13 protein-coding genes are annotated in these 26389 nt (G+C 54.5%); 6 read left to right on the forward strand and 7 right to left on the reverse strand.

Translation table 11 applies throughout. The annotated features are described in order from the left end of the window. Positions 1 to 5 precede the first annotated feature (5 nt). On the forward strand, positions 6 to 1193 hold the full coding sequence (locus tag SH410x_RS07780) for a lysylphosphatidylglycerol synthase domain-containing protein (RefSeq protein ID WP_473675933.1): 1188 nt from the start codon (positions 6 to 8) through the stop codon (positions 1191 to 1193). After that, a complete protein-coding gene (truB, locus tag SH410x_RS07785; RefSeq protein WP_473675935.1) occupies positions 1190 to 2248 on the forward strand; it encodes a tRNA pseudouridine(55) synthase TruB in 1059 nt (352 codons plus the stop codon). Before SH410x_RS07780 ends, truB begins: the two co-directional genes overlap by 4 nt. Before the next feature lie 472 nt (positions 2249 to 2720). On the opposite strand, the gene SH410x_RS07790 is transcribed toward truB, so the two are convergent. The 3 genes from SH410x_RS07790 to SH410x_RS07800 all read right to left on the reverse strand — a co-directional run bounded on the left by SH410x_RS07790 (position 2721) and on the right by SH410x_RS07800 (position 5612). After that, positions 2721 to 4082, reverse strand: a complete 1362-nt coding sequence (locus SH410x_RS07790) for a transposase (RefSeq protein ID WP_473675937.1) — start codon at positions 4080 to 4082, stop codon at positions 2721 to 2723. Between the two features lie 50 nt (positions 4083 to 4132). After that, complete coding sequence (locus SH410x_RS07795) at positions 4133 to 5302, reverse strand: DUF1559 family PulG-like putative transporter (RefSeq protein ID WP_473675939.1); 1170 nt, start codon at positions 5300 to 5302, stop codon at positions 4133 to 4135. 154 nt (positions 5303 to 5456) lie between these two features. Further along, positions 5457 to 5612 (reverse strand): putative periplasmic lipoprotein, encoded by a 156-nt coding sequence (locus SH410x_RS07800; RefSeq protein WP_473675941.1) that lies wholly within the window; start codon positions 5610 to 5612, stop codon positions 5457 to 5459. Between the two features lie 1060 nt (positions 5613 to 6672). Between SH410x_RS07800 and SH410x_RS07805 the strand changes: the two genes are divergently transcribed. Then, on the forward strand, positions 6673 to 6984 hold the full coding sequence (locus SH410x_RS07805; protein ID WP_473675943.1) for a hypothetical protein: 312 nt from the start codon (positions 6673 to 6675) through the stop codon (positions 6982 to 6984). Between the two features lie 210 nt (positions 6985 to 7194). On the opposite strand, the gene SH410x_RS07810 is transcribed toward SH410x_RS07805, so the two are convergent. The 3 genes from SH410x_RS07810 to SH410x_RS07820 are packed head-to-tail and all read right to left on the reverse strand — an operon-like array spanning position 7195 to position 16402. Next, positions 7195 to 8004 carry a dockerin type I domain-containing protein gene (locus tag SH410x_RS07810; protein WP_473675945.1) on the reverse strand — a complete coding sequence of 270 codons (810 nt, stop codon included), beginning with the start codon at positions 8002 to 8004 and terminating at the stop codon, positions 7195 to 7197. A gap of 11 nt (positions 8005 to 8015) precedes the next feature. Continuing rightward, positions 8016 to 9107: an IS630 family transposase gene (locus tag SH410x_RS07815; protein ID WP_473668492.1), complete on the reverse strand. Its 1092-nt coding sequence runs from the start codon at positions 9105 to 9107 to the stop codon at positions 8016 to 8018. Between the two features lie 56 nt (positions 9108 to 9163). After that, positions 9164 to 16402, reverse strand: a complete 7239-nt coding sequence (locus tag SH410x_RS07820; RefSeq protein WP_473675947.1) for a choice-of-anchor Q domain-containing protein — start codon at positions 16400 to 16402, stop codon at positions 9164 to 9166. 412 nt (positions 16403 to 16814) lie between these two features. Between SH410x_RS07820 and SH410x_RS07825 the strand changes: the two genes are divergently transcribed. Then, positions 16815 to 17906, forward strand: coding sequence for an IS630 family transposase (locus tag SH410x_RS07825; protein WP_473668492.1), 1092 nt, complete (start codon positions 16815 to 16817; stop codon positions 17904 to 17906). 15 nt (positions 17907 to 17921) lie between these two features. Here the strand turns inward: SH410x_RS07825 and SH410x_RS07830 are convergent, their stop codons facing one another. Then, entirely contained in the window at positions 17922 to 20942 is a 3021-nt protein-coding gene (locus SH410x_RS07830) for a hypothetical protein (protein WP_473675949.1), read from the reverse strand. A 251-nt stretch (positions 20943 to 21193) separates the two neighbouring features. Here SH410x_RS07830 and SH410x_RS07835 point away from each other — a divergent pair, with 251 nt between their 5' ends. Then, positions 21194 to 21784 carry an RNA polymerase sigma factor gene (locus SH410x_RS07835; protein ID WP_473675951.1) on the forward strand — a complete coding sequence of 197 codons (591 nt, stop codon included), beginning with the start codon at positions 21194 to 21196 and terminating at the stop codon, positions 21782 to 21784. Positions 21785 to 21864: 80 nt separating this feature from the next. Next, positions 21865 to 26373, forward strand: coding sequence for a protein kinase domain-containing protein (locus SH410x_RS07840; protein ID WP_473675953.1), 4509 nt, complete (start codon positions 21865 to 21867; stop codon positions 26371 to 26373). Positions 26374 to 26389 lie beyond the last annotated feature (16 nt).

Raw genomic sequence — 26389 nt, forward strand, 5'->3', positions numbered from 1 at the left:
CCACTGTGCCTTGGCTTGCCTGGATTCAACGTGTCGTTTTTCTGCTTGTCGTGATCGGTTTGGTCAGTGCGGCGAGCAAGGCGGCTCAGCGATGGCGAGCGGAAACGTTCGCGCTATCGACCGAGGCGCAGCGGTTGCGAAGTGAGGCCGCTGCTCAATCGGATCCAGACGTCTCGGCAGCGCTGACGAGCGAGGCGGAGCGGCGTGAGGCCTCGTTGCCGCTATTGGGCAACGTTCGCTGGGATCGAGTCTGCCTCGCCAGTCTCCTATATGCGGTTGGTTTATTGCCATCGGGGTGGGTGCTCCATCGTGGCCTGCGAGCACTTGCGGTTCCCTGCACGCTTCGCCGGGCGATCGCCGCTCAATTACTCGGACATGCGGGCAAGTACATTCCTGGCAAAGCCATGGTCGTGTTGCTGCGTGTCGGTGCGATCTTGCCCAAATCGAGCCCCAGCGTTGCGGACGATCACGCCGCGCCGGCAGCGGACGATCACGCCGCGCCGGCAGCGGACGATCACGCCGCGCCGGCAACGGACGAGCCCCCGCCTGCTGCGCCAGTCGCCACGCGACCGATCGGACGGGTTGCGAGCTGTGTGTTTTTTGAAACGCTGCTGATGATGGGCGTGGGGGGCACGGTGGCGGGCGTCTTGCTATGGCGATCACCGCTGCCTGAATGGGTGCGCGTTTGCGCCGCGGCCATGGCGATCTGCTCCTTGCTCTTCCTCTGTCCACCTATTCTACGTCGATTGCTGGCTCTCGTTGCGGCCCGTCGCAAGCTCGACCCCAGTCGCGGCGACGCCATCACCTCGGCTAACATCACCTGGTCGTTGCTCGGCCAGTGCGGCTTGCTGTCGCTCGTCTCGTGGATATCAATCGGGCTCGCATTCACGCTGCTGATCACGGCGATCCCGTCGTTCGAACCGATGCCGCCGGTCGCCGAACTCGCATCGGTCGCCACCGCCGCGATCTCCTTGGGCATGGTGCTGGGGTTTGCTTCTCTCGTCCCGGGCGGCGCGGGGGTCCGCGAATACGTGACTCTGCTCGTGCTCGCGCCCTTGATCGGGCAAACCCATGCCCTGCTCGCCGTCATCGCGGCGCGGCTGATGTTTATTTTGGTCGAAGCTATTTTGGCCGGCGCGTCCGCTGCCTACCTGCGCCACCTCCGTTTCCTGCAACCGATCTCTCACGGATGAACTCAGCACCACCTCTTCCAACGCATTCGTTTGGTTTTCTGCCGTACGTCAAACCACGTGGCATGACGTCGCGTGAACTCGTCAATCGAGTCCAACGACGGCTGCGCCGCGAACTCAACGACCGCAAACTCAAGGTCGGTCACACGGGCACGCTCGATCCCTTGGCCGATGGGCTCGTCGTTATCGCAGTCGGTGCTGCGGCACGTCTCACACCATGGATGTTGCAGCACGCCAAACGCTACGAAGCCCGGTTCGAACTCGGCGTCAGCAGCGCGTCGGGCGATCTGGAGGAACCCGTTGTCGCACTCGCCGATGCACCGCAACCATCCATGGCGGAAATCCAGCACGCCTGTGAACAACTGCATGGTTGGATCGATCAAACGCCGCCGGGGCACTCAGCGATTTGGGTTGATGGCGAGCGTGCTCACCAACGCACGCGCCGGGGCGAGCAATTCGAGATGCCTACCCGCCGCGTTTGGATCGATTCGATCGACGTGATCGCGTATCAATACCCACACCTCGATGTCAGCGTTCGCTGCGGATCAGGGACCTACCTGCGGTCACTGGGTATGGATATCGCCGGTAAATGCCAAAGCGTGGCCGTGATGACCCGCCTGACACGCAGCGAAGTGGGGCCCTTTGGAATCGCATCGGCAGTCGCCGTCATTCCCCCGGATGACCCGCCACCGCAAAACCGGGAACAGCTCGCCGAGGGACTGACCCCGATGGAGGTGATCGGTGACCTGCGAAACGCCATGGAGGCTCCCGTCGCGGGACTGCCGCACCTGCCCTCGATGCAGCTAGGCAATGACGATGTCATGCGGCTCCGCAATGGTTTGCCGATTTCCGGCCAGCCGCAAATGCCATCGCAGACCGATCTCGATCTGATCGGCTACCGGGCCGAGTCCTCATCACGCCAGACCAGCGGTTCAGGATCACCCGAATCGTTTCTTGGCGAGTGCATCGCCACGGATGCGCACGGTGATTTGGTCGCTGTCATGCGACCCAAGGGCGGCTGTTGGGCTCCCTACCGAGTTTTCGCAGCGTCGCGCTGATGGGCTCTCGGTGACTGTCGCGGCGCGCGCGTGCGAAGAGAAATTGAGCAAGCGATTCGGAATCGACGCGAGCAGCTAAGTTGAGCCCCCTCGCCCCTCACCCCCTCTCCCCCACGAAGCCTGGAGGAGAGGGGAGACTGGACAATTGCGGCTGGTCGGCAGGAGGCGGAGGTGCAGAAGAAAACTTGCGCAATGCAAAACCACTGCAACCCCAAAGGTTTAGCGGTCCAGGCGAACGCCCAAACGGCTAATAGGGTTATGCGGAATTAAATAACCCGAACCTGCGTTGGTTGCCCACGATAGCAGAAAAAAACGGTGGCGAAGCATTGCTCCACCACCGTTTGAGTGTTTCGTCACTTGGCCAAGACCCGGCCTGATGACTTACTCCAATTGCTTCGTTTCAGACGAGGCGCGTGTGCCTAGCAGCGTGTTGAATTTTGCATAAAACGTCACGTCAAGTTTTGGCCGGTGGTCACGCGGCGCGCAAGCGTGAAAATTTGACGTGGGACTCAGTTGGACGCCTCCGTGGCGATACAAGACTCAAAATGAGCCTCCAGTTTGCCCAAAGCATGCCAAAATGCGAGAAAGCTCGCTCGGCGAGCACCGCCAAGTACCGTGGCTTGCCAGCACCCACCAGTTTGCGCATGACCTGCCCCAAATTGTGTGCCATCGCTGCGCTCATGTATCGCTTCCGCACTTTCTCGATGCCGCGAAGCCAAGTGCGACGGGCACCACCGGTATCACATAAATGAGCGAACGTACGTTCGACTCGCTCGCTGCGAAGACGCTGAAGTTTGCGGCCTCGATTGCCTTTGGTGTTCCGTCGATTGCGTCGGTAGGATGCTTCTCGTTCAGGGGATTTATCGGTCCACGTTCGATTGCCTTTTCGATCTGGTTCGGGAATGTAGGTGCGGGTGTTGCATTTGTTCTGAAGGTCATCGAGTGCCTGTTCGCTATGATAGCCCTTGTCGGCAACCACTTCCTCTACTTCAAGATTCGTACCAGCTTGCTTCAAGTTCACTTTGGCTGCGTTGACCGTATCCTCGATGGTGCTCGTGTCGCCTCGATCGCCGTGGTAAACCTCCGCTGAAACGATCACATTGGTTTCCAGATCGACTGCGTTCTCGGCCTTGTATTTCAAGTGAAAACGCCCGTCTTTCATCTTCCCAATGCGAGAATCCGGATCGGTTTCGCTTTCCCAGTGTTCGTTGCTGACCTTCTTTTTCGACTTGCGGCTCTTATCAAATCGTCGAAGCTCTTCGTCGGTGGGATTCGTCTTCCCAGTCTCTTCAGCGTAGAGCTTCCGGAGATACTCTTGCCAGTCGTCACCATTGTCTTTGCGAACGATACTCTTGAGCGAGGCGTTGGCTTCTAGGTCGGTGGCATCCACGCCGAGCGTCTTGCCTGCCAATAATCCGTGATCGGCAGTTGCTTTGAGAATCAGTTCAAAAGCGAGGTTGTGAATCTCCATCGGGAGTCGTTCTCGCGTTAGCGACAACGTGCTGTGGTCCGGCGTCGGTTCTTCCAGTGAGTAGCCAAGAAACTTCGCCAAAGATCGGCTGTCAGCACAGCGCCACGCAATCCCACGTTGAGAAGAGATGTCTTCAAAATAGCCAATGAAGATCATTCGGAAGTAGACGCCAGGAGCGAGCCCCTTGCGTCCGGTTTTCTGGTAGTAAGGCTCGGCAGCTGCTTCCAGCTCTTCGTCAAACCCAATTTCGTCTAATAGCTGATTCAAGCGATCGTAGAATGCATTTCGTGGCGCATTGCATAGCTTTTCAGTCGCTACCCAAAACGTGCCCTGCTGTTCTCGCCGTCGTTTTCCCAATGCCATCTCGGCTCCTCTAAACGTGGATCGCACATCGTAACCGATTCAGGCGAAAATCAACACGCTGCTAGGGCGCCCCACAACCCAAAGCTACTCTGTGCTCCAGTGTGGGCGGGTGTCATTTGCTGATTACCCGATTCGATACTGTCGGTAATGAATTTCACCGCACCATCGCCCATCAGCACGTGCGCGCCGCCTTGATGACGACTCGATGCCGATGAGATTCCCTGTGACGCGTCGCCACCACGGAAACAACTCAAACTGTTGGGTGGTTTGATGGTGTGGAAGGCAGTGTATTGGATCCGACCGTCGGCCCAGCGGCCGCCACGAATTTGGTTACCACCACCGACGTTGGCGCTCTGCAGCCAAAACTGAGGCCGCGTCGGGTCCACCTGATCGTCGCACGCGGCGGGGTTTGTGGAGATCGCGTCGGGGCCGTTGAGTACGAACTCCGAAATGATTTCACGGCCACCGAGGATCGTCGCGATCTCGCCCATGCAAATGGTGCCAGAGAGTCCATCCATGCAATCCCGGAATCGAGTAGTATGCCGGCACCAGAACATCCCACGGTTACGCGCTCGGGCCTCTTGAGCACGGTTGTTGTTGTTGCTACCGCCACCGCGACGCATGCTGCATTCGTCATTGTTCAGTGGATCGGTTGCATCATAGATGCCGCTTTCGTTCAGGCCGCCACTGTGCGTCAACTCCATGACATCCCCGACGCAAACCGCGTAGTTGCAGCGGCCCAACGCGGGCAGTCCACGCCCAGGGTCACTGGGGCAGCGCAGCATCGGAATCTCGGTCATCCACGGCGGATAATACGTTTGCCAAGGACCCGGGCCCATCGGTGGGCTGTCCGGCGGATATGCGAGCGTTCCATCGCCATTGCGATCGAAGGGATTGCTGATCTGTTGCCAAAGCGCCTGTTGCTCGACGAATGGGGTCAGGCCGACTTGCGCACTGAGATACAAGCGATTGCATACAGATGAATCGTTGGTATGCGTGCGTGTGTTGCCCGTCATGTGCTGCGGCAACTGGTTATAGGCCGAATGATAGTTATGTAACCCCAAACCAATTTGTTTGAAATTATTACTGCAGCTCATCCGACGAGCTGCTTCGCGGGCGGCTTGGACGGCAGGCAATAATAGCCCCACCAAGACACCGATGATCGCGATGACCACCAAGAGTTCGACCAGCGTGAATGCTGATCGGGAAAACCGTTTCATTGAACTAACCCTCTTAAAAGTAAAACAAAAACAAGATGCGTCACGGAGATGTTCCGTCCCGCAAGGATAAGAATGCCTCAATTACTCCATGAATCGCAGCGGCGGACACGGCCGTGCCCCGCCGTGCGGCCAGGCCGTCAGTGCGGCCAGGCCGTCAGTCTGGTGCGGGCCCGTCCATGTCATCCACGTAGGCCTGTTGCTCCGCCTGCTGTTCGGGGGTCATCCCGGCTTCGTCGACGACGACGGGCTTGTCACTGCTGCAACCGCTGAGACAAATAGCCAAGGCAAAAATAGAAAGAAACTTCTTCATCGCTAACCTACTTGGTAAACGTAAAAAGTGGCGAAAAGCGTGCGAGTCAGCAGGCTTTGCCTAAACCGGAAGAGTGAAAATCAGAAAAGAGAATGAACGATTGCGCGTCGGAAAACCGGCTCGCTTCGATGGCTCACATTCCCCACGGGTGCCGAGACGATTGGTCCCCTCGAGCCCGCTAGAAATCGCTGCCAAAACACGTAATGCGACTTCATTCGATCGCAATACGCATGCAGTGTGACTTCAAGTCGCCTTAGCGAGTTTGTTCGCGCAAGTCAATGTTTTTTTACGCAAAATGGGGTACTTGTTGGGGCCCCCGGCGTTAGACGCGATTTGCAAACACACCGTGACACCATCGCCATGACGACTCGACCGTGTCCCTGGGCGACGAAACTTGCCGACGTTCTTCTTGCGTGGTGACGCGACTGCCAATCGCCAGCGGCTGTCCCGATGAGGAAAGCAACTGTGACGGAGGTAATTTGCAGCGTCATAGGCTGACGTAGTGGATCTTGTCAAAGATCCTGTGCCGATGTGCACCTCAACAAGTTCCACGACGAATCGCTCCCCGGTCGAGAGAGACATGCAAGCCGGCTCAACAGCGAGCGTGAGGTTTAACCACGAATGACACGAATCATCAGCGTGGATCAAATTCGTGAAAGCAAATGTGACGGAGGTGGTTTGCAGAGTTGTAGGCTGACGTAGTGGATCTTGTTAAAGATCCTGTGCCGATGTGCACCTCAACAAGTTCCACGACGAATCGCTCCCCGGTCGAGAGAGACATGCAAGCCGGCTCAACAGCGAGCGTGAGGTTTAACCACGAATGACACGAATCATCAGCGTGGATCAAATTCGTGAAAGCAAATGTGACGGAGGTGGTTTGCAGAGTCGTAAGCTGACGTAGTGGATCTTGTCAAAGATCCTGTGCCGATGTGCACTTCAACAAGCTCCACGACGAATCGCTCCCCGGTCAAGAGAGACATGCGTGAAAACAAATGTGACGGAGGTAATTTGCAGAGTCGTAGGCTGACGTAGTGGATCTTGTCAAAGATCCTCTGCCGATGTGCTCCTCGATGAAGCGAGTTTGTTGGCGTGTGCCGCCTACGTCGACCTCAACCCGATTCGTGCCGCCATGGCGGGAACGCCTGAATCGAGCGAGTACACCGGAGCCAAGGATCGGATTGATGACTTCACTCAATGCTCAGATCGGACCCGCGAGAGCACCCATGACTGGGATCCGCTCGGAAAACACCCCACTTTGATTCCATCCGGGGGCGCTGCTGCGCCGATATCTGAAAATCGGATCAGAATCAGCTCCATGATCGGTGGCGGCGTTCTGAGAGAATCACACGGAAACCAAATCGGCCAAAACTAAGCGGTAGCCCTCTCTGAAAAGTGGGTGGCCCTCTTTTTCTCCTTTTTCCCGAACGGAGTCTTTGAGGGCAGTGTCTTGTTGCCAAATGCTCAGAGCAAGACGGCGAAAGACGGAAGAGTTTTCTTGGGTTCGACGATGCCGGATGAAAATTCGATTCGCTTGGCGAGTAAAGCCAAGGATCGGGGAAGATAGTCTTGGCGAAGCGAGTGGTTATCGGAATTTGGATGCAAACTGGTTGGTTGAACGACTGGCATGCAATAACTCGAATTCGGTGATCACTTGATCAATCAGAGAAGTTGACAGGGGCACTGCCTCCTCATTGTGATCCGTCCATAGCACCTTGGGGTTTGACGCATCGATGGCCTGAATCGTGGGAACCGTGAGCTCAGGGCTGTGGAATTTCGTCAGTTCAGTTGGTGGCTCAGTTTGTCTTTCGGACGGATCGACGAAACCCAGGCGTTGGAGTGTTTGCTCATTGTATGGAACCATTCCGACCGACGGCAGCATCACAGATTCCGCCTCGGCGTTTTCACCTTGTCCCGAAGATCGATTCAGTTCGTTGATGATTTGCAGTGCGTCCAGTGCCGTTACCAGTCGGTCTCGAGACACATCAAAGAAGCTAAACTTCGAAAGATCCAGTTGGTCAATATCCGGGAATCCATTCGCCCCATTCGTCCCGCCGGTGGCAAATCGAGGATTGTTCAGCTCGTTGATCACTTGCAACGCATCGACCGCGGTTACGACGCCGTCCGAATTGACATCAAACGGATTGAGAGGATTGGAGAAGTCATCGGGGCCGAACAGGTTGATCGTTGCGCTGCTGTTTGAGAATCGCCTGACCAGCAATCCGTTGACGATCTCGACGGCATCAAATTCCCAGTTATCGTCAAACTCAATCACATCACCTGGATCCGAGATGACGTCGATACTTCCGTTCGCGAACACACTGCCGATGACGGCCGCATCTAACATCAACGTGTTGTTACCCAAGCCACGCAGATCAAACCGTCTAATAAGCACGTCGGGTGAATTTATTCGGCATAATTAAAAAGCGTAGGCATATACGACACTTCTCCAAACTCATTGAGTGTTTTCGTAAGTGTGTTTAGCAGTGTACTGAAGCGCTCCCAGGCGCCAGCGGGGAGCAGTTGGTACTTGAGTTTTTTCCAAAGCATTTCAATTGCATTCAGCTCTGGACTGTATGGCGGCAGATGGTAGATGTAGAGTCCTTTCTCTGCCCAGTCTTCCATGCGAGTTTGAAATGCTCCGCTCGTGTGGACTGAGGCATTGTCAAGGACCACAACAGTTGGACCGTCGATTGTTTGGCAATAATCATCGAAAATTGCAATCACCATTTCGCTGTTCACGTAGCCTTTGTGGAGATAGGTGTGGGTTTCACCGTCTTGACCCTGAAACCCAATCGCTTGAACGTTGCTGCCGTGTGCCCCGGTTACGGGTATTTCGTAGCGTCGACCGATCGGTTGCCATCCGTAGGGAACAACTCCTTTGAGCGAGAAACCCGCCTCGTCAAAGTAAACAACGTTCAAATCCGGTTCTTCGAGAAACTCGGCTAGCTCTTCCTTGGCCAATTGAAATTTCTTTTCATCCCGTTTTTGCCGCAAACTTCGACGATAACGTTTCCAACTCAGCCGAAACCGCCTCGCGTATTCTCGCAGAGTGGGTCGCTTGATTTCCTTGCCGGTTTTTTCTTTCAGCTCTTTCAGCACCTTGGCTGGTCGATTCGGGTATTTTCGAAGTAGTCGCCGGAGAGTTTGCTGCTCTGAGGCGTTGAGTATCGGCGGCGCACCGGGATGCTCGGAGTCTTCAAGTGCGTCGGGGCCGCCTTCTGAAAATCTGTCAATCCAACTGGATACCGAATCTCGATCCACGCCAAAGATATCGACAAGGGAACTTATTTCGTACTGTTGGTCGCTGAGTAAGATTGCGTGCGCACGAACTCGCGTATAGTGGCAATGATGACTTTTCCACATTTCCGTCAGTTGCTGTTTTTGCTCGACTGAGCCAATTTGTGCGAATTTTGTAGAGGGGCGTGCCATTTGAATCTCCCGGTTCGTGAAACAGGGAGAAACATGATGCTTCGCATAATCTCGACCATCGAGCATTTGCTAGCAAATCAGAAAGGATTCCCAACTCAACATGGGTGCAAAAAGCTTGCCAGTTATACCGAAATACTTACCCAGATGTGCTTACCAGGATCCTGTGCACTGTTCTGAGTAAGCGAAATCGTCTGTCCCTCTGCGTCGACGACAAAGACATCCGTCACGGTAACATCGGCGGACAAGATGGTCTGGTTGCCCGCGGCATCGACGGCAGTGAACGAAACGGTCGTCGTTGTTCCAGCGGAGAACGTTGCTGGCGCATTCGTTTGTATCGCGGGCGTTGCATCGACGATGTCTGTTGCGGTGGCCCCATTCAAGAATGCGGTGATCCTCGACAACATATCTCCTGAAGCCGTGGGCGAGACGGTGAGGTTCGCTGGGACGGTCAGGGCTGGGGCTGTCGTATCCACAACCGTCACCGTCGCGATTCCCGCCGCACTGTTCAATGCGTCGTCCGTTGCCGTGAAGGTCACGGTCGTCGTACCTAACGGGAGAGAGGCCGGCGCGTCGTGGGTGATTGTCGGCGAAGTATCAACGATGTCCGACACATTGGCAGCGCCGAAAAAAGCCACCAATGCGGCCAGCGTCGCCTCCGCACCGGCCGAGGTGGTTGCTTCCACGGTGAGATTCGGCGGAGCGACAATCGTCGGCGCGGTGGAATCAACCACGGTGATGGTGATTGTCGAAGACGTCATGTTGCCCGCGAGGTCCATCGCCGTGAACGTGATCGGAGTATCACCGACTGGGATCGTTGCGGGCGCGTCGTTGGTGAGCGTTGGATTGCGGTCGACCTCATCCGTTGTCATCGCCGTAGCGAAAAGTGCTGCAACTGCCCCAGCACTCGACCAGGCACCCCCGACCGCGTCGCCTTCGAACACGACGGGGGTGGGCACCACTAGCGTCGGTGGCTCTGCATCAATCGACAACAATGCGAAGTCCTCGGCATCGAAAACGAAACCGTTGGACGACAATCCCGTCAGGCGGATTTCGCTGATCGCGGTCGCGTCACTGGCTTGAAATTCAATCGTGGCGAGTTTCGTTGACGACGTTGCACCTGCGGGCCATGCCCCCAAAAAGTCCGTGAACGAAAAAATCATCGTTCGATCGGTTCGCAAGTTGCCGTCGTCAACGGTCTCAAATTCGGGGCTCTCCGAATCGACATCGTTGACCAAACCATTCGCTAGCACGAACGGCAAGTCTGTGAAACGGATTCTCGACGAATCGTAGTGAACTTCCACTAACAACGCTGGCGGGATCAAACCGTTTGCATCGTCCACGTTGTACAGCACGTCAACCGTGAACTTTTCACCTGCGGTCAGGTTGGCATCGGACGGCGGCACCAAGGCGATTTGCCCCGGTGCTTTCAGTTTGTTGACGAGTTCCACGGATAGTGTTGAGGTTGGAAACGTAAACTCTGGACCGGCAACTGGCATCGCCACCGCAGTCGTCGACGTGGGATCTGAAACCCAGAGCGTCACCGTTTGTGTCCTTGTCGGTTCACCAGGAACAACATACTCGCTGGTGTAGATATCAAATGCGAACCCCGACACCGGATCGGTTTGTTGAGCGGGTAATTTTGTCCACACGGTGTTATCCGAGCGAATCACCGAATCATCGGCATCCGCGATCACCAGCAACGGATTGCCGGTGGGGTCGTTGTCGAACAATGCCTTCGCCGTCGCTGTGAGCGTGTTCGCACCCTCACCGCGAAGATCGATGACACCGATGCCCTGGATGTCGGATTCGCGAAGATCAACATGAGTCCCCTTTCCTTGCACCTCGATCCTGTCGGTCCAACCACCGGTCGGTGCCGTGTTCCCAAACTCCGCATGAAAACTAAATGGTTGATAGAGCGGCCCGGTACGAGCATCAAGAATGAGAGTGTCGTCGGCACCGGCTTTTCCGGTCAGTTTCAAGAATTGGTCGGTGCGAGTTTCATTGGGTAGCGCGAAGGTGGTATCGGCAAACAACGAAGCGTACGTGAATGCGGTACGATCGGTGTAGCGAGTGCTGAAAATCGGATCGGCGGGTGTTTCGACGACGGGACTATTGTCGATTCTGATTTCCGTGACAATGCCGCTCGCGACGTCTCCAGATATTTGGTTGTCGTCTTTGAAAAAGTGAACGACCGCGTTCGCTTCGCTTAAAACGGCTTGGTCATTTGAGTCAATGAAGCTGAACGCCAATTCTCCATCAATCAACATTTGAACTTCGCTGGTGGCGTCGACTCGAGTAAACAGAAGGTTGTACTGTCTTCCTCGCTGAATTGTGATGTTGGAATTTATATCGCTCGCGTTTTCGCGGTGAAAGAATATCACGTTGTCGATATTGTACAGCCCCGTGTTCAAGGTGAGGTCTTTAAAGTCGATGAGTTTTTGATAGTTTGTCCTGTCGCCAAGTTCGAAAGTCATCTCAATGGCATACTCTCTCGGGTTCGTGATCCCCGCATAAAGACTCAACCCTTGACCTGGCTCGAAAACATATCCGCCGTCAACGAACACTCCTATATCCGATGACCTCAATGAGTTCCCGCCGAACGAATCATCAAGCGTGTCATTGAATCCAAACAACCGAGGGTTTTTCCACTGAAGAATTTGATCAGGGACGGGATCGAGCACGATTGGCGCGTTGAGGTCTGGAGTCCCTGTCGTCACAGAAAAAGTGTCCGTTCCTACCAACATGCCCGAAGCGTCTCTAGCGACAATGACGAGCTTTGCCGAAGCACCCTCAGCGAAACCAATCGTCAAAACGTCGCTCGTGATCGAGCCTGTGACCGCAGGATTGTTTGACTCGACGGCGAGGGTCAGACCGGCGGCGTCAAAAACTTTAGAAACGTCGATTGTATGTTGGGTCGTTCCACTGGGCACAATCTGATCGAGAATCCCATGGGTGTCCACCAATTGAAACGGTTCGTTCGTTACCGTGACGCTGTAGGTGTCGGTCGTTGTACCACCCCGAAGCCCTGTGGCATTCACCGTTACACTCGATCTTCCGGCAAACTCTCGATCGTATTGCGTTGACAATCCAAAGGGGATTCCCATCGCCGGGTTATCCACCACAGCGACGTTGGCAGTCTGGTCCACACGCTGGATATGCAAGCCCTTTGCGCTGAACAACCCATCAAAACCGAACCTGTCGATTTGGACAGATAGAAATCCGTTTATCACACGGGTTTCAAACAAATCTTGGTAGTTGATACCGTCAATGACCGCGTCTGGTTTTGCCTCGCGGCGTTGGTCAACCGCAATGCGGGTGGGATCAGGATTCGAAGCCCTAGAATACGCAGTGGTGTAGATCACGCCGTTGGACAGACTCTCATCTGCGTCCCAGGAAGCCGAAACTTGATACACCCCCGGTTCAATAAAATAAAACTCCCAGGCAAGTCGAGACTGGCTGGTCAGGCCCTTGAGGACCTGTGCCGGATAGTCGTTGGTAACCTCTACATCCAAGGAGATGTCTTGACTCGACAACGGAGTCTGGACACCACTCGTGCTGACTTCCAAGAACGCTCCATCACGGGCGATGCGAGTCTCAAAGCTGGTTGCATCCGAGCCGACGCCAATTTGAATCTCGTTCAAGTCCGACAATTGCTGACGATCCGCGAGTACCTTCACCGTCAAATCAGGTGCCGGCGCGACCGGTCCGCTCAATACCAGACCAACGGTCAGATCTAAATCAGCATCCGCTCCGTCACGTGGATCGAGGATTCGCGGGGTCACGATCGGACGCGGGTAGAGTTCAAAAGTCGACACGCCAGCTGGTAGTGTGAACGGCTCGCTCATCGATATCTCGAACCATTCGCCGGTCGCGGGAATGTGCAAATCAAAGTCGATTGTCGTACCCGAATTCGCCTCGGTGTGTTGGTAGAAAATATTTCCGCCGACATTGGGATCGAAGTGCAATTCGCTGACCGAAACACCCGCAGGTAGCGTGAACTCGAAGCCCTCCGCATTGGGCACACGGACGAACAAAGGCTCTTCAGTACCCAGCACCGGAGTTCGCTCGGCGTTTTCAAACCGGCCGACCAAAACATCGATTTCTGGCGATAGTGGGTCTCCTAGATACTTGCGAAACTCATCGGGAAGATCAATCGTTCGGCCAGGCGTGCCCTTCGCTCGACTGCGGACCAACGTGCGGATACTCGGATCGTCCTTGTCCACCAAGAACGTCTCATCGAAGATCACGTTCTCACCGAAAGTACTGAGAGCGAACACGCCCGTGCCATCGACAAAGGGTGTCAAGACGGGGGCGAACGGTGAGGAACCCGTCACGGCGGAACTGGACACACGGAAGGTGGGAATGCCCGAACGATCGGACAATGACAACACGCCATCAGCGTACGTTGAATTCAACGTTGGGCTTTGGCCACCGTCAATGAACGCTCGAATATCTGCCGGCAAGGTTCGCTTGGCACCCGGAGCGAATGTCAAGCCATCGGTCAGTCCTTGCTGAGTCGTTGACGAACCGCCGATGCCGGAGAAATGACGCAAGATCAATACGGCGTCGTTCAGGGTTTCGCTTGCGTCGTCATCCACATCCAATCGTCCCTTGACGCGCAGCCCTTGTAAGTAGGCGAGTATCTCTGCTGCGTCGGTTCGCGTTGCCGTGTCCGAGATGACGTCGGCTGATGTGATGCCTGCGATCAGGGCGTCACCGGATTTCCCCTCGATGAATCGAGCGATCAAGGTGCCGTCGGTGGTGGGCGACAGCAATCCGTCACCATCAATGTCCAGCGCCAAGTCAAACTGACGTACAAAGATATTTGCGGCGGACTCGAACTCTGCTTGTCTCGCATCGGTCAGCAACCGCTCGGTGTGCACACCAATGGCGCCTGGGGCTTCAGCGCCTGCGGCAGTCACCGTGATATCTCGCGCTGTTCCACTGGCAAACTTAACGCCAAACGTAGCGGCACTCCCTAAAAGGTTTTCAAAGCCGCGAAGCCGGAACGTCTGAGGCCCCAAACCGTTGGCAAACGTCGTGCCGGCCACATCCAACTCAAAACTACTTTGAACCCGGCCATCGCCATCGAGCAACTCGAGTGTCGTTCCCCCGTACGGCGGACGAATCTGGACGATATTATTTCCGGTCGTTTCAAACAGCACGTCTTGGTGGATGACACCATCGGGACCGACCAGTGGAATCGTGAAGTAGGTCGTTTGATTGTTGAGCGGTTCGACTCGAGCGGTGGTTCCCGATTCCATTAAGAACGCACCGCCAGGTGATGCTCCATCTCGCAGCGATCCAGAGTCGTTCCCACCGAGCGTGAAAGCTGCCAGCCTCGTTTTCGTTGCTGGCAGATTGAAAGTGCTGGAAAAGATCGAACCAAGGTCGAATGAATCGATCAGGGTATGAGTATTTTCATAAACGGGACCTAGATCAAAGATCTCCGTGCTGAACGCGTTCAGTTTGAGCCGCAAAATCTCCAGCATGCCCTGCAGGTCAACGTCCAGCCCGATGTCGTTGGAGAACCGGTTGCCAACGGTAATTGACGGAGCGATGTTGACGGTCTTGCCGCCCGATTCCACTCGGATTTCCGTTCCTGGCATGAAGGAAATCGAATCGCCTGTGTTGACCTTCAGTGCGGTCGTGGTCGACCCAACAAACACATTGATTGTGCCTCCACCGGCGAACGTAAAATCAAAACCCGCTTGGTGCTGGGCATCGAAGAACGGTTCGACCTTGATGTCTTGCGACAGCGCTAAGCGAGGCGTGATGACATAGGAGACCGTAGTGGCTTCGACATCGATCGGCCCGGCCGAGAATTCATAAACGCCAAACGGCCCGAGAGCACCCACATCGACAGACAAAGCGGCGATTTGACGCTTCGCATCCAACGCCGACCCCAAACCAAAGTCGTCGGTGCTTGCCGAAAGGGTACCTTGTTCGTTATCGAAACTCTGGTCGGAAAGTTGGATTTCCGGTACCGTCAATGCGAGCTTGCCAAGTGACTTGGAGATCCCGACTGATCCAAGTTTTCCGATCTTCGGTGTCTTGGTTCCGATTCCGAGTTCGACTTCAACGCCGAGCAAATCTTCGGATTGACCGAACGAAACGGTGAGACCGGCACCGCCACTGGACTGCTTTGCTCCCGGATCCTTGGTCGTGGCTTCTTGCTCTTCAGCCTTACCTTCTCGGATGGTCTTGTCGTGATCCCCGGGCTTACCCTCGGCCTTATCAATTTCTGCCTTGCGTGTTTTCTCGCGCGCATCACCCAATGAGTTGACGAGCTTTTTGGCTTTGCTGTATCCAGACGAAATCAGATTGATGTAATCGATCAGCGCGAGATTGATGTCGCCATCGAACGCGGGCGGATTGCTGCCATTATCGCTGTCGGACGTCAGCGTACCATCGGGCCTCACAAATTGAAGGTTGCCAGCATCGTCTTCTTCCTGTCGATTGATCGAGAACAGTGGCACGGTTTCGTCAATCGAGATGGGAATATTGCCCTGGGCGCATGACACGACACAGGCACGTCCACCGATACTGGCATTGAATTCAAATACCAAGTCCACGAAAGCACCGACTCGGGGCGACACCGTGTAAACGCTGCCGTCGGTTAGCACGGATCCGGTACCAATCACGAACACACCGTCATTGACTTCATTGAGCGAGTAGGCAAACGAACCGTCATAGAAAGTATCGACGCTGCCAGAGTTTACATAATATCCATACTCGAGCCCCAACCGACCATCAAAGTCGACCGTTGCGTCACCACCCCACTGGGTACCGAAAAACGGATCTTCGTAGACACCTGGTCCCACGGTGAAGGACTGGTCAAATTCGATCCCCAAGAAACCGGGCTCTTTGGAAATTGTACTGTTTGGCAATCCATCGTCGAAACCTTGACCAAAGACGGCTGCGCTACCGGCTCCGAATTGGCTGGCGCCACGGATCTCCGCCGTGAACGGCACTACCGTCACTTGGCTCGATTCAAAAGCACCAATGTCGCCGAACTTGTTGTCGGTACCTCGCGAATCGAAAAAGTCATCCGCTTGATCGGTGACGGGAAACCCGCGTTGATCGAGCAACCCCAGTCGCTCGCCGTTATCGATTGCAATGCTCGTCGCACCAATCGAATGCGTCAAAGTCCGACCACCATTGTCCGCGAGCGAAGAAAGATTCGGATCTTCCTTATAAGTCGTCGCCCCCACAATTTTAGTCAATTGTTGGGTCGAGATATTCGCAATCACGTTCGGTTGTTTTGCGGTCACTGTGAATAACAACGAGACTTGCTCTCCCACCGTCACGGCCCCCGAGCCAATTTGTTGCGTATTGGCACTGACAATGCTGTTGGACAACTCAATTCTGTCAATAATCGTAAGTCCTGAGCCTTCAACGATAGAGCTATTCGTGTTTCCAATAACACGATTGTTTGCGATCGTGCTGTCTATAATAAGGGTCCTCAGGTAGTCCGTTGAAAGCCTATCATCACGACTGGAGGTATGAAAACCGCCCCCGGTTGCTTGTTGTCCCCGTGCGACATTCCCTGAAATCGTACTGCTGATAATCTTATTGACAGAGCCTCCCGATCCTATTGCAATGCCACCGCCAATTCCCAAATCGCTGCTTTCGGCGGTGTTGCCGGAAATCGTTGTTCGCTCGACATGAAGCCCATCACTTGCATAAGCACATCTGGGTAAGTATTTCGGTATAACTGGCAAGCTTTTTGCACCCATGTTGAGTTGGGAATCCTTTCTGATTTGCTAGCAAATGCTCGATGGTCGAGATTATGCGAAGCATCATGTTTCTCCCTGTTTCACGAACCGGGAGATTCAAATGGCACGCCCCTCTACAAAATTCGCACAAATTGGCTCAGTCGAGCAAAAACAGCAACTGACGGAAATGTGGAAAAGTCATCATTGCCACTATACGCGAGTTCGTGCGCACGCAATCTTACTCAGCGACCAACAGTACGAAATAAGTTCCCTTGTCGATATCTTTGGCGTGGATCGAGATTCGGTATCCAGTTGGATTGACAGATTTTCAGAAGGCGGCCCCGACGCACTTGAAGACTCCGAGCATCCCGGTGCGCCGCCGATACTCAACGCCTCAGAGCAGCAAACTCTCCGGCGACTACTTCGAAAATACCCGAATCGACCAGCCAAGGTGCTGAAAGAGCTGAAAGAAAAAACCGGCAAGGAAATCAAGCGACCCACTCTGCGAGAATACGCGAGGCGGTTTCGGCTGAGTTGGAAACGTTATCGTCGAAGTTTGCGGCAAAAACGGGATGAAAAGAAATTTCAATTGGCCAAGGAAGAGCTAGCCGAGTTTCTCGAAGAACCGGATTTGAACGTTGTTTACTTTGACGAGGCGGGTTTCTCGCTCAAAGGAGTTGTTCCCTACGGATGGCAACCGATCGGTCGACGCTACGAAATACCCGTAACCGGGGCACACGGCAGCAACGTTCAAGCGATTGGGTTTCAGGGTCAAGACGGTGAAACCCACACCTATCTCCACAAAGGCTACGTGAACAGCGAAATGGTGATTGCAATTTTCGATGATTATTGCCAAACAATCGACGGTCCAACTGTTGTGGTCCTTGACAATGCCTCAGTCCACACGAGCGGAGCATTTCAAACTCGCATGGAAGACTGGGCAGAGAAAGGACTCTACATCTACCATCTGCCGCCATACAGTCCAGAGCTGAATGCAATTGAAATGCTTTGGAAAAAACTCAAGTACCAACTGCTCCCCGCTGGCGCCTGGGAGCGCTTCAGTACACTGCTAAACACACTTACGAAAACACTCAATGAGTTTGGAGAAGTGTCGTATATGCCTACGCTTTTTAATTATGCCGAATAAATTCACCCGACGTGCTTAAATGCCCCCACCGCGGATGTTCCCAGATGCAGTGGCTGAACCAGCTTGGTTTCCGCTGATTGTGGAGTCGATGACTTCAACGGTGGAATTGTCATTTAAGTCGCCAATCGCGCCACCATGCTTCCCTGACCGATTACCGCTCAATTCGCTTCGACGGATGAGGGTTGTTTGAGGTGGCATACCACCTCCCCGAAGTTCATCACTGGCAGTAGAAATGGCACCACCGTTGTTCAATGCCACATTGCCGCTTAGCTTTGAATCCTCAATTGTAAGCAGCACACGTGTGTAGATCGCGCCGCCGTCGATTTCTGCTTCGTTATTTTCGAGAAGAACATTGGGTCCGATATGCAGTTCGTTATCTTGTACGGAGTACCTGAAGTCTCTAGAGTCAAACAGTAAGTTGACAATCGCACCGCCCATCGCTTCAGAATGGTTATCGCGAAGTACGGAGTCCTTGATCGTCATGCTTCCTACGTTTGCGATTGCGCCGCCACCAGCAAAAGCGGCAGCAAGCTCATCTCCTGAGAAACGACTTGTGTTGTCAGCAAACAAAACGTCTTGGATCGTTGTGTTACCAGCATTGAACAATGCGCCACCCTGTGCGCTGAGGTCAAAGCCATCGAAGGTGGCGGTGCTACGCTCTCCAACTCCATCGACAAAGGCCAAGCCAGAAATGAACGTGTTCGCGAGCGGTCCGACTTCAATCATGCGTGTCTGATTCGAACCGCTGATTTGGAGCAAGTCAGACCCCGGCCCCGAAAGCACTAAGTCAAACACGATTTCGATTGGCGTCGTCAAGAAAATCGTCGAGATGATTCCTTCGTCAGTTTCGATCAATGAAGATGCGAAACGAATACCATTGGCATCCGGTGACAAGTTCGCAATCTTGACTGCTTCGCGAAGTGATAGATCGCCATAAGAGTAGTCACCGTCATCTTCGTCTACCAACGTCGAGACCACTAACTCATGGTTGGTGAACACGGGGCGAAACTGGTTTTCGTACGCGCCAATGTCAATGCGTCCCAATACGAAGCCGCTTTCATCAATCGAACTATCCGCTCGCAAGAACGGATAACTGCGGGCGTCGGAGTTCAACGCATCCTCATACCGCAAAGTAGGGATGATCGGAGCACCAGCCTCATCAAAAAGGATTCCCTCGCTTGCCGAAGGTAGAAACGGCGTCCCAGCATCGAGTGCGGGACTGTCCAACTTCAGTGAATGGACCGCTGGAGCCTTGATCCGTTTGTTGGTACCAAAGAGTGGCGACAGTGGCGCGTTGCCCAAATTGTCGGCCAAGTTTCGGAACAGTATTTGATCGATGTTGATCGGTTGGCCGGCCAAATCACCCACGATGTTTCCAGTTCCCAGCGAACTAGCGCGATCGTCGAGCAATCCTCCCGCCGATGCGGGATCGCCGATCAAATTGAATCGGCTTTCGTTCACGAGAATCGATGCAGCCGACATCAGATAAATGTCGCTTGGCGCTGCAACGGAAGTGTTTCCGGCCACAATGGTATTGACGAGCTTTGCCGTCGGTAAACCGACGACCTCGTTGACAGCGAGACCACCACCACCGGCTGCGGATTCGTTCAGTGTGATTGTCGTGTTGATCAGTCGTAATTTTGCATCGTCGGTAGAGACAGATTGTGGGTCGTGAAAAATGCCCGCACCAAATCCTGTAGCCCGATTCCCTGAAATCGTTGTGTTGTTGAGTGTGGTCGCGGGACCATCCGATGCAACAGGGCTAGTGACCCGCCTGGACGAGATCGCACCGCCATTCTGACTTGCCTCGTTATCAAAGAAGGTGCTATTGGAAATCTCCAAGGTTCCACCGACGTTATCGATACCGGCACCGATCGGTGCTTGATTCGACGAGATCGTGCTACCGCTGAGGATCAGTTGAGCGCCCACACCATCATTTAAACTCGTGAAGACATACACGCCGCCACCGGACTCCGACGCCGTGTTGCCGTCGAGAACACTATCTCGCACCTGGACAACTTGCCCTGCTCCTGCAACGTAAATACCGCCGCCGAGAACCGCGTCGTTGTTTGCGATCTCCGATTCGTAAACAGAAACAATCGACGCATTGGCGAGGCTAAATTCACTTTGAATAACGTAAATCCCGCCTCCGCTCGAGGTCCCAGAGACGTCACCCACCGCAGTGTTTTCCACAATCGTGCTACGGTTAACGACAACGGTTGCCCTATCGACTGAAATCCCGCCGCCCCGGTGTGCCTGATTTCCACGGATGAGTGAGTCTTCGACCACGACGGTCGGCAGTCTACCCTCGACTGACGCCGTAACATCAATCGCACCGCCAGTTTCTGCGATCGTTTCGTCAGCAAGAAATCCGTTGTTCTCGATCGTGCTGTGCTTTACTGTTAGCACACCGTCAGTCAGTTCAACGCCGCCGCCGGCGTTGCCATCAATCAAGACATTTTCGAGCGTCAGGTCAAATGCGCCCCCGGACCTGATGGCGCGGCCTGTACTTCCCGTCATCCTCATTCCCGAGACGTCGATGATATCTTCCACAACGAAGATGGTTTCAGCTCCGCCCGCATCGATGGTAAATAGTTCCGGTCCCGGTCCGAAAATTGAGATGCTCTCTTGGCCTACGCTCGGTGTCCTATCTCGCCCCTGTCCCAACGCGTAGAGCACCCCAGGAAAAAACAATCCTACGTCCTGGTCAGGCTCTCGATGCAAGTCGGGGCGTAGGGTGAGCGTCGCTGGCCCGTCACGGAACAGAGCCTCGCTAAAACGAATGATGTCGTTCGAATCGCCCGCAGGGAGTCCATGCCGAGCTTCGTCGGTAGAAGCTGCCTCCAGCGCCTCTCGCAGAGTCGTTCCGCTGCCGTCATCGGTGAGACTGTCGACGACGTAGGTCGCCAGCAGATTCCGTTTTTCGAGCGTTTCGAATCGGCGGAATCGGCGGAATCGGCGTCGATCGCGAGCTTGCCTCCGCTGTGGCTTCGGTTTCCATCCGAACAGATGTGAAAAGCGATTAGTCGAAAGCATAGGTTCACCTGGCGAGTGGGGCACGATCGAAGCAAGCGGTTCCATCCGATCAGCACCAAAATCGGTGCGATGCGACTTGCGTCAGTAGTTGTTCGTAAAACCGTTACGCAAAAAGGAAACGCCGGAAAGAAATCTGATCGCTTTTTGCGACAATGTACTCAGTTGTCTGCTTATACTCTGCGTGAGAAATTCGTTTTTAAATTTGACTCGTCGCTCCGAGACCACTCGTGTCACCTGCACCTATCTCCTCAATGACGTCGGCCAGCTTGTTGGCGGGAATGGCGGCACGTGATGACGAGACCTGGATGCGTTTTCTTCAGGTGTACGGGCCGCTTGTTTACGAATGGATCGGCCGTGCGGAAGTCAATCCGAGTGCCGTTGACGACATCGCCCAAGACATTTTCACCGCTGTCGCGACGAGTTTCAACAACTATCATCACGACGCGAAACGCAGTGGAAGCCTGCGGCGATGGATGTGGGGCATTGCCAAAAACAAAATTGCTGATTGGCAACGCAAGGATGTGCAGCAAGTCAAAGGCGGGGCAGGTTTTTCTTTTTTTCAAGTCATCAACGAATTGCCCGAAGCTCCGTTCGAAGACAGCGACCCCGGTTCACAGCACAAAACACGCATGCAATTGGCGGCGCGAGCGCTGGCGATCTTGCAGACTGATTTCGAAGAGAATACGTGGCAAGCGTTTTGGCGATCGGTGATCGATGGTGAAAAAACTTCGGCGATCGCCAAAAGCCTTGGCATGACGCCCGTGGCAATTCGACAATCCCGGTTTCGTATTCTCCGCCGATTGCGAGAAGAACTCGGTGCGGATTTACCGGGGACGCTATAGCGACCGATGGCGTCCGTGGAAATTGCGAATTCAAAGCGGACGCCACATTTTTGCAGTAACGGTTTTGCGAAGAGCTCGGTATGAACTTTACACCCCAACACTGCCCCGATCCCTCGACCCTGGCTGATTGGATCGAGGGCGCGGTTTCTGACGACGTCGCTGAAACGGTGATGGCCCACGTCAGCGAGTGCGAGACGTGCAACGAATGGATTGAAAGGGCCGAGGCCGAACCACGCAGCTTGATCGCGATGCTTCGCGACGGAATCCAAACTCTCGCTCCCCACGCCGGCGTGGACCACCCGTTGAGATACATGGCTTCCCTGCCCCAGCCACTTCTGACCAAAGACTTGCCAACCCACCTTGGTGAGTTTCGCATCGTTCGCGAGCTCGGTCGTGGGGGCATGGGCGTTGTTTACGAGGCCGAACAAGTCGCCTTGGGGCGGCGTGTCGCGCTCAAGGTGCTGCCGCCGCATTCGCTGCAAAACGACAATCGAGTCAAACGCTTTGAACGTGAGGTGCAAGCGGCGGCCCGGTTGCACCATACCAATATCGTTCCGGTTTTCGGTGTCGGAAGCGATCGCGACTTGCACTTCTATGCGATGCAGTACATCCAGGGCCGTGGACTTGACCAAGTGATTGCGGAAACACGGGCACGCGTTTTCCCTCGCTCGCCCATCCATTCGGCGAACTCGCTGCAGGATACCGTCAACATCGCGCCCACGATCTCGACGGCGGCGATGCGGTTGTCGAGAACGCGAGCGAGTGAGCCTGATCAAACCGATTTGCCTTCGATCGATCCGCGATTGCAAGAGGCTCCGTCGTCCGAGGCACGCCAATGTGATTTGCCGTACCAACGCTTCACCGCCGACATCGGTGCTCAAGTCGCTTCGGCTCTCCATCACGCGCATGCTCAAGGCGTTGAGCACCGCGATATCAAACCAGCGAACTTAATCCTCGATGAACGCGGCACCGTATGGGTTGCCGACTTTGGTCTGGCGAAACTCGATGACGGATTGGAATTGACTGGCACGGGGAGCCTGCTGGGGACGTTTCGTTTCATGGCTCCGGAAACTTTCCAGGGGCACTCGGACCCTCGTAGTGATATCTATTCACTCGGCATCACGCTGTACGAATTGTTGACACTCACCCCTGCTTTTGTTTCGACAAATCAACGCCAACTGGTTCATGACATTACCAATCGCGGTCCCCGGTCCTTGACCCAAGTCCTCAACGGCGTGTCTCGCGATTTGGCTACGATCATCCACAAAGCGATCGCGCATGATCCCAAGGACCGCTATCACAATGCGGCCGAGTTGGAACACGATCTGCTCAGTTTTGTGAACGACGAGCCCATTTCGGCTCGTCGCCCGTCAATCTCCGAACGGCTCCGGCGTTGGGGCAAGCGGAACCGCTCGCTCGCCGGTTCGTTGGCCACATTGGTCGCGCTGGTGTTGATCGGCTTTTTCGCAAGTACTTGGGCGGCCATTCACTTTCGGCGAATGGAACAATCCCAACGTACGCTCACCACCGAGCGGCAAACCGCGTTCGAGCAAGCCGAAGCGAGTCGACTCGATGCCCTCACCAACTTAAAGAAAGCCCAGATCGGCGAATCTGACATGCAAACTCTGTTGGGTTTGCAAGCGACAGAACAAGGCGATCTTGGCGAATCCCTTTTATGGTACGCCAAGGCCGCCATGATCGGCGACGAGGATCCTCACCGACTTTGGGCGAACTCGGTTCGCTTTCGCACGACGTTGCGACAGGTTCCCCAACCCGTCGCCGTGACCGACCCTAAGACGAGACACACCGCGGAGGAATTTGAGTTTCATTGCTCGCTTGACTTCCTGGCCTGTCAATCTTACCGCGATCGAAACCACGATTTCATTTGGAATCTCATCAGCAACGAAACGTTGAAGCTGCCACCGACAATCGGAAACCTCTATCGCTCGCGTTGGAATTCGGCTGGTGATGTGTTGGCGGTGGCGAACGACTCGAACCAGGTTTACCTACTCTCATTTCCTGGTTTAGCGGTCCTCCATCAAGTTGACCTTCCCGAAAGATGTCGTCACCTCAAATTCACTTCCGACGGGAAGCAACTCTCGATTGCGGCAGGTCCGAGTGCCTACTTAATGTCCACCTCGACACCTTGGTCAACGATCCAGTGTCAACCATTTGATGACGACGTGTTGGTTTGCATGTTCGATCCGACGAATACGAAATGGGTCGCGTTGAGCTCTGATCAATTCGCTGTCATGGATATTTCGGATCCATCGACGATGCCTTCGGTTTCGTTGCTTGGCCGTCATCGAAAGCTTGGGTTCAACGGGCACCTGTGGCCAATGTTCACGACCACCAATGAGATCGTCACTTATGAGGAATCAAATCTTTCTTGGCATAGTTTGGACACCAACGAAGAAACACGAACCATGCCGTTGCCACTCTCGCCGTATTGTCTCGCGATGGCACCCCAGTCGAACGACATCTACTCGTTCGCGTTCTCTGGTTCGCATCAGATCACGGCCGATGACACGACATTGATTGGCAAGGCTCCTTACTTGGCGGTTGCTCAAATCGGAACGACTAATTCGTTTTTGACCGTGGGACCTCGGCCGACATCGCGAATCTGGAACAGCACCAACGGGGAGTCGCGATTGGGACCGATCTACAATGGTCGTGGATCGACTTCGGTTAATTTTTCACAGGACGGCAAGCGACTCGCAACCACGGATCACGACGGACAGATCCGTGTATGGACGTGGCCCGGGGAGACACCCACCGCCGAGATCATCAAACTGCCAAGGCAATCCATCCTTGAACAACAACGATTTAGCCCGGACGGAGAACACTTCTTAACCACCAATCAAACAAAACAAATGGTGGAGGTGTTTGAATCGTCAGCGGGAGAACCGATCGGTCGATCGTTTCGTGCGACCGGCAGGGTCTTGGACGCTCAATTTCTGGGAGATGGATCGCGAATCTTCACCTATTCCGCATCGACAGCCAGTTCGTCGCTCATCGAGGTATGGACGTGGCGTGACTCGATCGAACGAGTCCATGCGATTGAAATGCCCCATCCAGGGAAACAGTCTCTCATCGGCCAACCCACCATTCGACCGGATCGTACAGGCGATCATTTAGCGATCGTGTTCAACGACAACACAGTGGGTGTTCTGGACCTCCCCGCTGACAAGCTGCTTTCGACCTCACCACTCGACACGCCGAAGTCGATCGAATGCTTTGAGTATCCCGATTTGCTCTTCGTTGGGTGTGGGTTCAATAATAAGCGTGATAAAAACGCACTGGTGCGAATTGATCCGGTTAGTGGCAAAGAAATATTTGTTTGTCAACCGAAGTCGAATGCAAAGGACTTTGCAGTCGCAGTGAAGCACCGGATCATCGTCGCGGGAACGACCAAGGCAATTGAATTTTACGATCTGGAGACCGGCAGCCCGTTTGAGCGAACCCAAATCGAATTGCCGAATTGGGTCATGGCGCTGACGATGTCGACTGACGAGGATTACCTGATGGTTGTCACCAAAGACGATCTGTTGCGGGTGATTGAAATGGACTCACTCGAACAGGTCTCGCAAGCCATCGAAGTGGGCCCAGATCCTCGATGTTGGATGCTTGCCAACGACCGTGTCATCGCGACCTACGACGACGTGGGAATTGTTCGATTCTGGGATTGGCGCGATGGCAAGCCGTTGGGGCCTGCCATATCGGTACCGACAGTGTTGCAGCACCAAAATGGCGGTGGCCATTGCTTTACCGTCAACGGTGATCAGCAGCGGATGTTGATCGGTGGGATTCCGGAATCGGTGCTCTACGATCTAAGCGATTTCCACGAGCAAGTTTATGCGGCACCCGAATTCACACAACGATGGGCGGAGTTGGTGTCGCAACGCAGCATCGAGAGCGGGTTTGCAAGTCTGTCTGCTCGCGAGTGGTTTGATCGTTGGAGTGCCTCGTCGGATATTCGAAAGTTTTTTCGAAATCACAGTGAGAACCAAACGACTTCTCAAACTCAATTCCTGAGCTTCGTTTTGTCTGGGGATATTGACAGCGGCGTGCGTTTTGCCGAGCAATCTTTGAAAGAGAATCCAACGCAAACCCCACTCCGAACTCGATTGGCAACCACGCTCGGTGATCGAGCGAAAGATCAAGCCGAATCCATCGATCGGAACCGCGATGCCTCGACGGCGATCCATCACCTGCTTGTCGTCCTGCAACAAGATCCTGGAAACGCGGTTGCCATGGCCAGCGCGAATGATTTGCTGGATCGATTCTTTCCGATTGACGCCGAACAGATACCAGACCATTTGCGTTCGCTGGCGGGTTTGGAATTTGATGATGGTTATTCGAAGCTGATAACATCCTTGTTGATCAGTGGCCGTGCTGCGGAAGTGGCTGGTATGATGGCCAATTCGCCATTATCCGCATCGGCGTCCCCATTGACTCGGTCGCTCCTCAAAGCGATTGCCAATGAAGAAATCGGAGAGGAGGTGACGGCTCGCGAAACCTTCGATAAGGCTCAAAAAGGGTGCGATCCACGTAATGCGCCCTTGATTTGCTGGGATTGGTATTCATGAAAAGAGGCTTCCTCCT

The organism is Rhodopirellula sp. SH410 (assembly GCF_055811895.1).

Bases quoted from the DNA above. Each gene is read 5' to 3' on its own strand.
- SH410x_RS07840 (WP_473675953.1), top strand. From the start codon at position 21,865: ATGAACTTTACACCCCAACACTGCCCCGATCCCTCGACCCTGGCTGAT.
- SH410x_RS07795 (WP_473675939.1), bottom strand. From the start codon at position 5,302: ATGAAACGGTTTTCCCGATCAGCATTCACGCTGGTCGAACTCTTGGTG.
- SH410x_RS07790 (WP_473675937.1), bottom strand. From the start codon at position 4,082: ATGGCATTGGGAAAACGACGGCGAGAACAGCAGGGCACGTTTTGGGTA.
- SH410x_RS07825 (WP_473668492.1), top strand. From the start codon at position 16,815: ATGCTCGATGGTCGAGATTATGCGAAGCATCATGTTTCTCCCTGTTTC.
- SH410x_RS07835 (WP_473675951.1), top strand. From the start codon at position 21,194: ATGACGTCGGCCAGCTTGTTGGCGGGAATGGCGGCACGTGATGACGAG.
- SH410x_RS07830 (WP_473675949.1), bottom strand. From the start codon at position 20,942: ATGCTTTCGACTAATCGCTTTTCACATCTGTTCGGATGGAAACCGAAG.
- SH410x_RS07815 (WP_473668492.1), bottom strand. From the start codon at position 9,107: ATGCTCGATGGTCGAGATTATGCGAAGCATCATGTTTCTCCCTGTTTC.
- SH410x_RS07800 (WP_473675941.1), bottom strand. From the start codon at position 5,612: ATGAAGAAGTTTCTTTCTATTTTTGCCTTGGCTATTTGTCTCAGCGGT.
- truB (WP_473675935.1), top strand. From the start codon at position 1,190: ATGAACTCAGCACCACCTCTTCCAACGCATTCGTTTGGTTTTCTGCCG.